The sequence below is a fragment of the Pseudoalteromonas sp. 5Ae-yellow genome, assembly GCF_014077565.1.
Taxonomy (GTDB): Bacteria; Pseudomonadota; Gammaproteobacteria; order Enterobacterales; family Alteromonadaceae; genus Pseudoalteromonas.
In genome coordinates, this window is sequence record NZ_JACGWD010000045.1 from 1 (window position 1) to 13190 (window position 13190).

The 13190-nt window shown below is 39.1% G+C and carries 12 protein-coding genes; 6 read left to right on the top strand and 6 right to left on the bottom strand.

Translation table 11 applies throughout. From position 1 onward, the window contains the following. Nucleotides 1-165 precede the first annotated feature (165 nt). A complete protein-coding gene (locus H4J63_RS12805; protein ID WP_182196927.1) occupies nucleotides 166-2625 on the bottom strand; it encodes a VolA/Pla-1 family phospholipase in 2460 nt (819 codons plus the stop codon). A 206-nt stretch (nucleotides 2626-2831) separates the two neighbouring features. Between H4J63_RS12805 and H4J63_RS12810 the strand changes: the two genes are divergently transcribed. After that, complete coding sequence (locus tag H4J63_RS12810) at nucleotides 2832-3578, top strand: YciK family oxidoreductase (protein WP_166376245.1); 747 nt, start codon at nucleotides 2832-2834, stop codon at nucleotides 3576-3578. 83 nt (nucleotides 3579-3661) lie between these two features. Here the strand turns inward: H4J63_RS12810 and rluB are convergent, their stop codons facing one another. The 4 genes from rluB to H4J63_RS12830 all read right to left on the bottom strand — a co-directional run bounded on the left by rluB (nucleotide 3662) and on the right by H4J63_RS12830 (nucleotide 6452). Continuing rightward, nucleotides 3662-4534: a 23S rRNA pseudouridine(2605) synthase RluB gene (rluB, locus tag H4J63_RS12815; RefSeq protein WP_007582584.1), complete on the bottom strand. Its 873-nt coding sequence runs from the start codon at nucleotides 4532-4534 to the stop codon at nucleotides 3662-3664. Then, nucleotides 4531-5121, bottom strand: a complete 591-nt coding sequence (gene scpB / locus H4J63_RS12820; RefSeq protein WP_024592539.1) for an SMC-Scp complex subunit ScpB — start codon at nucleotides 5119-5121, stop codon at nucleotides 4531-4533. Before scpB ends, rluB begins: the two co-directional genes overlap by 4 nt. Nucleotides 5122-5272: 151 nt before the next feature. Further along, nucleotides 5273-5794 (bottom strand): EF-hand domain-containing protein, encoded by a 522-nt coding sequence (locus tag H4J63_RS12825; RefSeq protein ID WP_007582579.1) that lies wholly within the window; start codon nucleotides 5792-5794, stop codon nucleotides 5273-5275. Between the two features lie 226 nt (nucleotides 5795-6020). Beyond that, a complete protein-coding gene (locus H4J63_RS12830) occupies nucleotides 6021-6452 on the bottom strand; it encodes a hypothetical protein (RefSeq protein WP_007582577.1) in 432 nt (143 codons plus the stop codon). A gap of 240 nt (nucleotides 6453-6692) precedes the next feature. Between H4J63_RS12830 and xthA the strand changes: the two genes are divergently transcribed. Genes xthA through H4J63_RS12845 form a run of 3 tightly spaced genes read left to right on the top strand, consistent with a single transcriptional unit; the run spans nucleotide 6693 to nucleotide 8964 of the window. Continuing rightward, nucleotides 6693-7499 carry an exodeoxyribonuclease III gene (gene xthA / locus H4J63_RS12835; protein WP_024592537.1) on the top strand — a complete coding sequence of 269 codons (807 nt, stop codon included), beginning with the start codon at nucleotides 6693-6695 and terminating at the stop codon, nucleotides 7497-7499. Nucleotides 7500-7504: 5 nt separating this feature from the next. Beyond that, nucleotides 7505-8152, top strand: coding sequence for an energy-coupling factor ABC transporter permease (locus tag H4J63_RS12840; RefSeq protein WP_165727396.1), 648 nt, complete (start codon nucleotides 7505-7507; stop codon nucleotides 8150-8152). After that, nucleotides 8149-8964: a putative RNA methyltransferase gene (locus H4J63_RS12845; RefSeq protein WP_182196929.1), complete on the top strand. Its 816-nt coding sequence runs from the start codon at nucleotides 8149-8151 to the stop codon at nucleotides 8962-8964. The genes H4J63_RS12840 and H4J63_RS12845 overlap by 4 nt, the downstream gene beginning before the upstream one ends. On the opposite strand, the gene yfbV is transcribed toward H4J63_RS12845, so the two are convergent. Then, entirely contained in the window at nucleotides 8961-9407 is a 447-nt protein-coding gene (gene yfbV / locus H4J63_RS12850; protein ID WP_182196931.1) for a terminus macrodomain insulation protein YfbV, read from the bottom strand. The genes H4J63_RS12845 and yfbV overlap by 4 nt on opposite strands. A gap of 284 nt (nucleotides 9408-9691) precedes the next feature. Here yfbV and H4J63_RS12855 point away from each other — a divergent pair, with 284 nt between their 5' ends. Both H4J63_RS12855 and pta read left to right on the top strand, forming a co-directional pair. Continuing rightward, complete coding sequence (locus tag H4J63_RS12855; protein WP_182196933.1) at nucleotides 9692-10906, top strand: acetate kinase; 1215 nt, start codon at nucleotides 9692-9694, stop codon at nucleotides 10904-10906. Between the two features lies 1 nt (nucleotide 10907). Beyond that, nucleotides 10908-13067, top strand: coding sequence for a phosphate acetyltransferase (gene pta / locus H4J63_RS12860; RefSeq protein ID WP_182196934.1), 2160 nt, complete (start codon nucleotides 10908-10910; stop codon nucleotides 13065-13067). Nucleotides 13068-13190: the final 123 nt, after the last annotated feature.

Sequence of the window (13190 nt, forward strand, 5' to 3'; positions counted from 1 at the left end):
ATGCGAGAACGAGTGAAACGTTATATTCTTCCAGAAAAAAGAAAACGGCCCAAAAGTAGGACCGTTCGAATTTCAAAAACTCGGTACACCATTAAGTCAAAGCATGCTTAACTGAATGGTGTTAACTTTTCAGTGGCTTTTAAAGGTTAATTATTTTACTGGTTATTAATCAGTCACAATCTCAGGATTTGACACTAATAACATCCGTCCGCGAGCAGCTAAGTAAGTTGCTACTTGTAACTGCATTTCTGCATTAGCAGCTGCACTGCCTTCAACAGTCGAAGCCTCTGCAGCATCTTGAGCTGGCGTTAAAATAGAACCATGATGGCCAGTCGTAAATTTAACTAAATAGCTCGAAGGTGTTTCACTCAATGCTTGCGAAGAGCTTACTGTTTCAAGACCCATCAAGTTAGCTAATGGAATTGTGCCAGAAATAGGATTATTAGCTGCCATTGGTGGTATCACTTGGTCAGGCTTGTTATCAACACCATCACCCACAACAACATTAGTATAAACAGGAGTACCTAATGCTTTCACAGTGGCTGCGTAGTTCGTTGGGTCGCCACTATCTAATGCTGTTTGCGCCGCAAAAGCAAACTGTGTAAATACATCTTGAATGTTAGTAAGTTTAGTCGTTTCACCCGCAGTGGTAAGTGATGCAATATATTCGCTGTAACCACACGTTAAATAAGCTTCCATATCCTCCGATGCCAATGAACCACAGTTAGAAAGCGCAGCGCCCTGTAAGTAAACGTTAAGTTCATCAGCTTCTGTTGTACCCGCTTGTGAAAGTACTGAACCTTGAATAAATGGACCAAACGCAGCAGATTCAAGTAAGAAACTTGCTATACCGCCACCACCACTTGCAAGCGCTACCGTGTTTACATTAAATAGCGGATCAAGCGTTTCTGCCATTGGCGTATTAGCTTGAGCAATAAATGCTGGAGCAACAATAGAACCTAGCGAATGCCCAATGTAGGTAACGTCTTTACTATTAATAGTTGTATCGTTGATAAAGTTTAGGCCTAAACGAAGGCCTAATAAATCAGCAGCCGATTGACGTAAGCTATCACGTGCAACAAGCAATGAACTTAAGTTCATGTAACTAAGTACAGAGCCCGTTGTTGTATTAAAGTCGTCTGTTCCATCATCATCAACATCTATTCCACGCTCACCATGTCTTGGATGGTCAATAGCAACCGTTGCAAAGCCTTGAATAGAAAGCTGCGCAGTTAAAGCAAGCATACTTTCTTTTTTTGTTGTAATGCCGTGCTGCATAATCACAACAGGCCAACCACCTTCTGGGATACTTTCAAGCTCAGGTAAACCATAAGCTGAACGATAAACATTTATATCAGCTAAAATTGGCTTTGTAATTTGTACAGGTATAGTCTCATTGCTTTGAGCTAATGGAACTGGGTTATATTTAGTTAAATGCCGAGTAATATCTATTTTTGGATAGTCATGTAGACGGGTATTTATTTGCTGACAAACGTCTTCATAAGGCCCTTCGTCAAACATAGTTGCATCAATATCTTCTTCTTTACCCTCATCTCGTAACTTTTGATCCGCGGCTAACTGATTTAATACTGCAACAGGGCTTGAACACATTGCTTTCCAGTATGTGTCATTCAAAGCGCTTATATCGGTACCTGTAGGTGTGCCTAGATACATTGGTAAAGTAATTTCACCTTTAATGTATTCAACAGCATCAAATGGTGCAAAAGTAGCTATGTCTGGAAAACCTAAAAAATCTTTAACCGTTTCTTCAGACTCTGTGATAGTTATTTTTGGTATGGTTGCAGGGTTTCTCAAACTACCAGCTAATAATTGCTTAATAGTACCAAGTACTGGCCCTGCTGATTGAATAGTCATTGCGCTAGAAAAAATAATATCGTCTTTTGAAATATCGCCTGAACTAACTACTACATTTTCGTAGCTATTTACAGCACCTTGCAAACCAAGTTGGGCTTCTGTAATTAACGGCGCTTCTTCACTCACAGAGGCATAAGTAGATGAAGGCTCAATAGAACGACCTAAAGAATCCTTAAGCGCTGTAGTTAATACATTGATGTATGAGCTACCGGCCGTAAAAGGTTTTAAAGGTATAATAGCAACGCCATCACCTGAAGCTTGAGTAACAAAGTCAACACCAAAAGTAAGCTCACCGACCAATTTACAAGCAGTACCGGCAGCTACAACTGAACATTCTGCATCAGTTAAACTTGCACCCATTACAACTTCAAAAATTCTTACTGTACCAGGGGTCCCAGCAGACGCTTCATCTAAACTCACATTTGGTGGGAATGTTAAATCGATTTTATAAGGAACCTGCGAAGACCAACCATCAAGTGCACCTAGTGCAAGTTGAGGGTTTGCATAAGCTGCGCGCGAAATAGAGACATTGTTGTCATCTAATTCACCAGGAATATTAAGTGTACCGTCTTGAGTTCCACTCATTAATAAATCATTGGGTACCGATAAGATACCTGCTGCTGGATCAAATGTAACTGTTGCTGTTGGGATAACTGCTGCTGTGTCGTTTTTGACATCTGTTAACGTTTCTCCACCGCCACAACCTGCTAAAGCAGCTGTAACCGAGAGTGAAAGTAGCATTTTTTTCATATTGTTGGCTCCGCACGTATTTTATTTTTATAGTGTGTTTAATCAGTGTATTAAGTTAAAACAATGTAATCAGGTTATTAATGAGACATTAGACCAGTTAAACTTAACGTAAAGTTTCTATTTTCGCCACCTAATTTTACAATAAATTCGATTACTTCACGTTTCGCTATGTTAAAATCAAAAAAATTATATGAATTGGTACTTTTATGCACACATATCAAGCAGCTGAAAACGCACTTAAAGATAAAGTTATTTTAATAACAGGCGCCGGTGATGGTATTGGCCGAGTTGCAGCAATTACGTATGCAAAATACGGCGCTACAGTTATCTTATTAGGAAAAACAACTAATAAACTTGAATGTGTTTACGATGAAATTGTTAATGCTGGCTACCCTAAACCTGCAATAGTCCCTATGGATTTAAAAGGCGCAACGAAGCAAAACTACCGTGACCTTGCTGCAACAATCGAATATCAGTTTGGACGCCTTGATGGGTTGCTTAATAATGCAGGTATTTTAGGGTCACTCGGTCCGCTTGAACATTTTTGCTCATCTACGTTCGAAAACATAATGAAAGTAAACGTGACTGCACAAGCAATGATCACTAAAGCACTTTTTCCTGTTCTTCGTAAGTCTAATAATGCATCGATAGTATTTACGTCATCAGGTGTAGGCCGCAAAGGTCGTGAATTTTGGGGGCCTTATGCCATCTCAAAATTTGCAGTAGAAGGTATGATGCAAACATGGGCATGTGAAGTAGGTAAAACGAATATTCGTGTAAACTGTATTAACCCAGGCGCTACTCGCACTTCAATGCGAGCTGCTGCATATCCAGGTGAAGATAGAGACGCACTTGCTACACCAGAGGATTTAATGCCTACATATTTATATCTAATGAGTGACGATTCTAGTGAAGTGAATGGCGAATCGTTAGATGCTCAAGTAAAAAAGTAATTTAGAGTTTAAATAGTTTAAACAACACACATTAAAAAAGCCGCAATTAGCGGCTTTTTTGTGTTCAATAAATAACTAATTGATTATTTACGTTTAGTCGGCTTAACACGCTGATTGTGTTTTTTAACTGCTTTACGAATTTGGTTGATTTTAGCGCGTTTATCTTTGCGTTTTTCAGGCATAACAGAAAGCTTAGTTTGTGTTTCGCGGCCTAATTTAACGGTTTTACGCAAGTAGTTTACTGTTTCTAAATCATACTCCATCCAACCACCTTGTGGCACGCGCTTATCAAGCTCTAGTTTACCGTAACGAATACGAATAAGACGAGATACTTCTGCATCTTGAGACTGCCATAAACGACGAACTTCACGGTTACGCCCTTCATTTAACGTTACGTTAAACCAACGGTTAACGCCTTCGCCACCCATAGGGGTTACAGTCGTGAATTTGGCTGGGCCATCTTCAAGCTCAACACCACGTAGTAAGTTTTTAACCGTCTCGTTGGTTACTTCACCAAATACACGTGCAGAGTATTCACGCTCTACTTCATAGCTTGGGTGCATTAAACGGTTTGCCAGTTCACCATCGTTTGTAAAAAGCATTAAACCCGATGTATTAACGTCTAATCGACCAACCGCAATCCAGCGATCGCCATCAATACGAGGAAGTCGGTCAAATACAGTACGACGCCCTTCAGGATCTTTACGTGTGCTTAACTCACCTTCTGGTTTGTTATACATAATCACACGACAGATTCGGTCTGCTTTTTCTTCGATTTTTACACTGTGTCCGTCAACACGAATCAAATCGGTTTCTTCAACCCGGTCACCTAACTTTGCCACTTTACCGTTTACACTAACGCGGTTTGCGTCAATGTATTTTTCCATTTCACGGCGTGAGCCTACGCCTGCACGGGCTAAGACTTTTTGTAACTTTTCACCTTGTATAATACTCATTCGGATGGTTCTCTCACAGAAGGATCGCTCAATAACTGGTTAATTTTACTTTGCTGCTCTGTTGGCAACGCAGGTAAATTTTCAAGTCCAGTTAACGAAAAATAATCTAAAAATTGCTTAGTAGTTGCATATAAAGCCGGCTTTCCCGGAACCTCTTTATGCCCTACCACTTTAACCCACTCTCTTTCGAGTAAGGTTTTAATAATATTCGAACCCGTAGTAACACCTCTTACTTGCTCAATTTCGCCGCGTGTAATGGGCTGCCTGTATGCAATAAGTGATAATGTTTCCAGTAAAGCACGCGAGTATTTTGGTGCGCGTTCTTGCCACAAGTTATTTAACCAAGGGCTTAAACTACTGCATGCCTGAAACCGATACCCACTACCAACTTCAACTAAGCGAATACCACGAGTTTGAAAATGTTCTTGTATTGTATCTATTGCGTCATTTATTCGCGTCATAGAAATAGCTAAATCTATTAATACGATGTCTTTAAGGTGGCGTTTACTAACAGGCTTATCTGCAACAAAAATAGCTGCTTCAATGATCTCAACTAGTTGTTCATCACTAATTCGCCGACCCGCCATACACACTCTTAACAAATAAAAATACACAGCCATCTATTATGACAGAACAACACCAAACTAGGAAAATATATCTATCAAATAACTAAATTTAAAACACAAAAAAGCCAGTGACTAGCACTGGCTTTAATCTTACTTACTAAAATGGTAACTATTAGTTACTTTTAAAAGCTTCTAATGCATCATCTTCAGCTACTGCGTTACCGTATTTTTTAATGTAACCCATAAACTCGCTTTTACTGATGCGCTTATCTTGGTTTTTATCCATGTAACCAAAATGATTTGAAATATCATCATCGTTACCTTCAACTACCGAGATATAGCCATTGCTGTCGTTATCTAAGCTTGAAAAACTGCTTTCAATTTTATCGAATTTAGCAATTTCAGCTTTAAATGCCGACTCACTTACTTCAGAATCAGTGGCTACTTTGCCATTATTAAGCTTCATATAAGTGTTAAATTCTTTGCGGCTAATTTCGTTATCCATATTGGTATCAATATTTGAAAAATGGCCCCAAATGCTATCGTCATCAGCTTCAACTTTTGAGATGTAGCCATCGCTATCATTATCTAAACTTGCAAAGTCACTGTCTATTCTTTCAAGACCTTGATTAGATGAACAAGCCGCTAGGCTTAATGATGCTAAAATAGTGGCTGCTAATGTTAACTTTTTCATAAGACGTATCCTTCGTAATTAATTAAATGTCACTTTAACTAATACAAATCCAATGCCAATAATAGTTAACTTATAATAATCAATAACTTAATCTCGATCGGTATATTTATTAAACAGTTTCAATAAGTTAAGCTTGCAAGCTTTGCAAACAACCTTGTAATTTTTGCAAAAAAATACCCGGTAAAAACCAGGCATTTCAAATTTACTTATATAGTTAAGCTAATAATTAGATTGCTGCGTTTTGGTAGCGTTTAACAAACTCAGTAACGTTTTGACCATTACATTTTAATGAGTTTAGGTTACCAATTTTTTGACGAACAGGTGCTAAACCTTGTTTTAAAGCCGTCATACATAATTGAGTTTCTTGTTGAGCGTCTTTTGCAAATACTTCTACTTTCTCAACTGATGCGTTGCTTAATGTCGTTTTTTTAGCAATATCACGAATATCTTCACCATTACATAAAATGCTTTTAGAAAAACGAGATAGGTAAACACCGTGTTGGGCAGCTTCTTTACGAGCAACGCTAAAGCCTTCGTTTGCACTTAGTACACATAACTTAGACTCAATTTTGTTATCTTGGCTAAAGTAAGTATTGCTTTGAGCTGACGCAGTTGCAGATGCTAGTAAAGCAGTGGCTAAAAGTAGTTGAGTTTTCATGAGAGATCCTATTTGAACGAGCTAAACAAGTGAATTTCGCGCATTATATATTCAATAAAGTTAAGTTCAATTGAATTTTTTATTTATTTAAATAATTAATATTGTATTCACAATGTTTAAACTTTACCCATCATTTGATCAACATTTGCGCAGCTATTATCTCAATTCAGTCATGTTATGTACGCGTATTTACTGATACAATTTAATCTATTAAATAGAACCAATTTTAAGGTAAATTTTATGAAAGTGATTTCTTTCAATATCAATGGTCTGCGTGCTCGTCTTCACCAATTACAAGCAATTATCGACAAACATCAACCAGACGTTATTGGCTTGCAAGAGATTAAAGTTCACGACGAAGCATTCCCATTAGAAGATGTACGAAAAATGGGATATCACGTCTACTTTCATGGTCAAAAAGCGCATTATGGCGTAGCTATGTTATGCAAAAAAGAGCCTAAATCGGTCTTAAAAGGTTTTGCCACCGATACAGATGAATCGCAAAAACGCATGATAAGCGTCACTGTTGAACAAGAAAACGGTCGCGACCTTACTGTCATGAATGGCTATTTCCCACAAGGTGATAATATTAATCACGAAACTAAATTCCCTTATAAACGTCAATTTTATAAAGATTTAATGACACACCTTGAAACCAATCACACACCCGATCAAGACGTCATCGTTATGGGTGATATCAACATATCACCTACCGATTTAGATATTGGTATTGGCGAAGTAAATGCTAAACGTTGGTTAAAAACGGGTAAATGTTCTTTCCAACCGGTAGAGCGTGAATGGCTTGCAACATTACTTAATTGGGGTTTTAAAGACACCTTTAGAGAGCAAAACCCCGAAACAGACGATCAATACTCGTGGTTTGACTATCGCTCTAAAGGGTTTGTAGATAATCGAGGACTTCGTATAGATGTAGTGCTTGCAACCAATGAGCTTGCAGCACGCTGCATAGATACAGGTATTGATTACGAACTTCGCGGTATTGAAAAACCCTCAGATCATGCCCCTATATGGTCAACATTTAAGTAATTATTATGCTCAGCCTAACAATGCAGGGGCTACTTTGGGCTCTTGTGATTATTATTGCTCTATTAAGCTTTGATAAAAAAACATATAAAACATTGCTTAATACGCCAGTCCGTCAAACTGGCGTACTTGCGTGTGCGTTAGTGTTTGCAGTGCTTTGGCGAATAAAGGCTGGCATTTTAACTGGCCTTGATTTACACATACTAGGTGTTACGGCTGCTACATTAATTTTAGGCTGGCGATTGACTATTTTAAGTAGCCTACTTGCCACAGCCCTACTCGCTGCCTTTGGTCAAATTGAACTTGAGCTATTACCAGTACAACTGCTTATTGGTGCGTTTATTCCTATTTTATTGAGCTATCTTGGCTTTATAATTAGTTACCAATATTTACCTCGTCATTTTTTTGTTTATATATTTGTTTGTGCGTTTATAACCGCAGGATTTATAGCCTGTATAAAAATAAGCCTAGGTGCTTTATTTTACTTAGCTATAGGGCAATACAATTGGCAAGAACTTGCAGATAACTACGTTTATTTAAGTGCCATAATTTGGTTTCCTGAAGCAATGCTCAACGGCATGGCTATAACAATTATGATCACCTATCGCCCGCATTGGGTAAAAACTTTTTACGATAAGGACTACCTAGGCTCATGAGTCTTGAATATCAATGCCCGCTGTGTAATCTCGCACTTTTGAAAACTGATTCAACACTTCGTTGTGCTAACAACCACAGCTTTGATTTTGCTAAAGAAGGCTATGTTAATTTACTGCCTGTGCAGCAAAAAAATTCAAAACAACCGGGTGATTCACTTGAAATGGTACAAGCCAGACGCGCATTTTTAGAGCTTGGTTATTATGGCTTCTTACAACGAAATCTTAGCGATATAATTAGTAATATAAGTGCGAATACTATTATTGATTTAGGATGCGGTGAAGGGTTTTATACCCAAGCAATCGCAAATAAAACAAATGCTGTTGTATACGGTGTCGACATTTCAAAATCAGCGGTTAAATATGCAGCTAAGCGCTACCCTAATTGCCAATTTAGTGTGGCATCAATTAGCCAAGCGCCCTTTAAAAGCCAATTTGCTGATGTACTTGTAAGTGTATTTGCACCTTTGTTTGAGCAAGAGCTTGAACGCCTAGCAAATCAAAACGCAACATTAGTGGTTGCAAGCCCAGGACCTTGTCATTTAAAAGAGCTAAAATCGTATATATATTCAGAAGTAAACGAACATACTGAAATAGCCACTCCAAAAGGATTTCAAAAATCAAAGCAGATCCTTTTAACAGAGCATGTAGCGCTTAGCTTTACTGATATTAAAAACTTAATAATGATGACGCCATTTGCATGGAAATTTAGACCCGAGCACTGGACAGCACTCGAACAAAAAGGTGAACACACTGTCACCTTATCATTTTATATTACTCAGTTTACCAAAATAGATAATGGTATAACCCGCTAAAACTGCTCTTTAGTAAATGCTCTATCCATTTTTTCAAACATATCTTTAAGTAAGTTAGCAAGCTCCATATAACGGGGCTTGTTTTCACTTAACTGCGTTTGATATCCATTAGCCGCCATTTTAGTGTACAGCTCGTTGTACCATTTTTGCATAGCAGGATCTAAAGGCGTTTGCGCTCGTTTGCCTAACCAAAATAAACCTTGTAAAGGTAACGATATAAAAAATAATGCACTCGCAATAGCTTGCGGTAAAAAATCAGATCCTAAGTAATTAAGCTGAAAAAACAACGTTAGCATAGCCAAGATTGGCATTACTGTAATGGCAAGCTCAGTCGCTCTAATCACTCTAAACTCTAAAAACAAAGGCGCAAGCTCTTTACGCATTGGCCATCTTTTACCATACAAACGGCCTGTTTGTAGTTGTGACATCACACTTTTTTGCATCATGACTCCTCACAGATACTGCTTTTAAATACAATGGAAAAACGAGCTATACGCAAAGTGTAACACAAAATGAAAGAGTTACACTTTCTCAGTAAAACAGCTTAAATTTACCTTTTAATAGCGAACAATCCTAACTTAAACATCTTAATTAAGGTAAAGTATTTAACATTGCGTTAACTACTTTGCAATTGAACATTCAATTGTTTTAGCTTTACTTAATACCGTAAGTGTAACGATTACGAATTAACGTTTACTTACTAAATTTGTTTATGGAAATTGAATCTATGCCAACAACCTCTCCTGAATCACAACACGTTTTAGTTTTAAATTGTGGTAGCTCTAGCTTAAAGTTTGCCATTATTGATGCGAACGGTGGTCACGAAATCATTTCAGGCCTTGCTGAACGCTTAGGCGCTAAAGCACCCTCTATTAAATACAAATTTAATGGTACTAAAACAGTTATCGACTTAGCGGCTAATCAAGCTCATGCTGAGGCTATAAATACGCTTGTAAGCTTAATAAAAGATCACAACTTAGACGAGCAACTTATCGCAGTGGGCCATCGTGTTGTACATGGCGGCGAGCACTTTACGCGATCGGTATTGATTGACGAAAAAGTAATTGCAGGCATTACACAGTCTGCAACGCTTGCACCGCTTCATGGGCACGCTAATTTACTAGGTATATCGTCGGCGCAGGCATCGTTTGAAGGTTTGCCACAAGTCGCGGTGTTTGATACTGCATTTCATCAAACTATGAGCGAAGTTGCCTTTCTTTACGCTCTTCCATATAAGTTGTACACCGAGTTTGGTGTTAGGCGTTATGGTTTTCATGGCACAAGTCATTTTTATGTTGCAGGGCAAACAGCAAAGTTACTAGAGCAACCTATCGAGCAAAGCAATTTTATTAGTGCCCACTTAGGCAACGGTTGTTCTGTATGCGCGATTAAAAATGGTAAGAGTGTTGATACCAGCATGGGACTAACGCCTCTAGAGGGGCTGATAATGGGCACACGTAGCGGCGATATTGACCCTGGCTTATTTAACTTTTTAACCACCCAACTTGATTACACAGCCCAGCAAATAGATAACCTACTAAACCAAAAAAGTGGCTTGTTAGGTATTAGCGAGCTTTCTAACGATTGCCGTACCATTGAAGAAGCCGCTATAGCCGGGAATAAAAAAGCGATAATCGCAATTGACATGTTTTGCTACCGCCTTTCAAAACAAATTGCAGCGTATATGGTCCCATTACAGCGCCTTGATGCTGTGATTTTTACGGGTGGTATTGGTGAAAACTCAGATATTATTCGTGAAAAAGTAATTACACAACTTGCCTTTTTAGGCATTAAGTGTAATCCGCAAGCCAACCTTAATGCGCGCTTTGGTCAAGGCGGTGTTATTAGCTGTAAAAATTCACACGTCAAAGCAGTTGTAATGCCAACTAATGAAGAATGGGTCATTGCCCTTGATGCTGCAAATATCGTGAAGGAGCTTTAATATGGCACGTCGTATTATGTTAATTCCTGTTTCTACCGGTGTTGGTTTAACGTCGGTATCAGTTGGCTTAGTGCGTGCACTTGAACAAAAAACAGTTAAAGTTAACTTTTTTAAACCCATCGCTCAGCCACGTTCAGGTGAAACAGGCCCTGAAAAATCAACACAAATAGTCACTCAAGGCTCACCTATTAACCCACCAATGCCTTTTGCACTTGATTATGCAGAGCAAATGATTGGCGACGGTAAAGGTGATGATCTACTAGAGGAAATTGTTGAACGCTTTGAAAGTAAAATAAACGACGACGAAGTCGCTATTATTGAAGGTATGGTACCTACTCGTCGCCAACCTTATGCTGGGCGTGTAAACCGCGAAATTGCGCAAACACTCGGCGCCGAAATTGTATTTGTACTTACCCCTGGTAATTACACCATTACTCAAATAGAAGACCGCCTTGAAATTGCAGCAGGTAACTACGGTGGTATCGATCATCCTCGCGTACTGGGCTGTATTTTTAATAAAGTAAACGCGCCACTTGATGAAGAAGGTCGTGCACGCGCCGATTTAGTAGACTCATACAAACCTGAAGAGCTTGAAAACGAGTTAAATCGTTTAGCCTCCCTGCCTATTTTTAAAAATAATCCGTTCATGTTACTTGGCGCAATCCCGTGGGATTTTGACTTAGTAGCGCCGCGCGTAAAAGACTTAAGTGCGTATTTAAAAGCAACAATAATTAACGAAGGCGATATGCTTCATCGTCGCCTGCGACGTATTACTTTTTGTGCTCGTACGGTTTCAAATATTTTAAACTATTTTACGCCAGGCGCTTTATTAGTAACACCGGGCGATCGCTCTGACATACTTGTTGCTGCGTGTTTATCAGCTATGAATGGCACCAAACTTGGCGCCATATTGCTTACCGGTGGTTTTGAACCAGAACCGCGTATAATGGCCTTGTGTGAGCAAGCCATGCAAACCGGTTTACCAATACTTGCAACCGATGCCGACACATGGCGTACATCATTATTACTGCATAACTTTAATATGGAAGTACCAAATGATGATGACCAACGTATTGAAAAAGTAAAAGATCACAACGCAGAGCATATCAATTCAAGCTGGCTAGATACTCTAGCTAAAAGTGTAGGTAAAACTCGCAAGTTATCACCGCCCGCATTTCGTTACTTACTTACCACTAAAGCGCGTAAAGCAGGTAAAACAGTTGTTCTGCCAGAAGGCAATGAGCCTCGTACAATTAAAGCGGCTGCTATTTGTGGTCAACGCGGGATTGCTAAAACTATATTACTGGGCGATCGCGAAGAAATAATGCGTATTGCGCAACAGCAAGGTATTGAGCTAAACGAACATGTAACTATTATCGAGCCAAAAAGTATTATTAATGATTATATTGCGCCTATGGTCGAAATTCGTAAAAGCAAAGGCCTAACTGCCGTAGTAGCACAAGAGCAACTACAAGATAACGTCGTACTGGGTACAATGATGCTTGAGCAAGGTAAAGTGGACGGTTTAGTATCGGGCGCGGTAAACACTACGGCAAATACAATTCGCCCACCACTGCAATTAATTAAGACAGCGCCAGGGTCATCGCTAGTATCATCTGTATTTTTTATGCTACTACCTGACCAAGTGTTAGTTTACGGTGACTGTGCGATTAACCCAGACCCTAATTCTGAACAGCTTGCAGATATAGCGATTCAATCTGCCGACTCTGCAGCTGCATTTGGTATAGAGCCACGTGTTGCCATGATCAGCTACAGCACGGGCACTTCTGGTACCGGTGCCGATGTTGAAAAAGTACGTGAAGCCACAAAAATTGCAAAACAAAAACGTCCTGATTTAATTATCGACGGTCCACTACAATACGATGCCGCTATAATGGAAAACGTAGCTCTTAAAAAAGCACCTAACAGCCCTGTAGCCGGTAAAGCGACTGTATTTATATTCCCAGATTTAAATACGGGTAATACTACATATAAAGCAGTGCAGAGAAGTGCCGACTTAATAAGTATTGGCCCTATGCTGCAAGGTATGCGCAAACCTGTAAACGATTTAAGCCGTGGTGCATTAGTTGATGATATTGTGTATACAATCGCCTTAACTGCAATTCAGGCAGCACAAGCAGAAGCGCAAATTACTCAATAAACGCAACGTGTATTTTTTATAGCCTAGCTATTATTTATTTAATAATTAACTAGTTAGGCTATTTATACCCTGCAACCCCCATACTTACCCACAGAAATTGTGGGTAAGTTTGTAATCTCTATT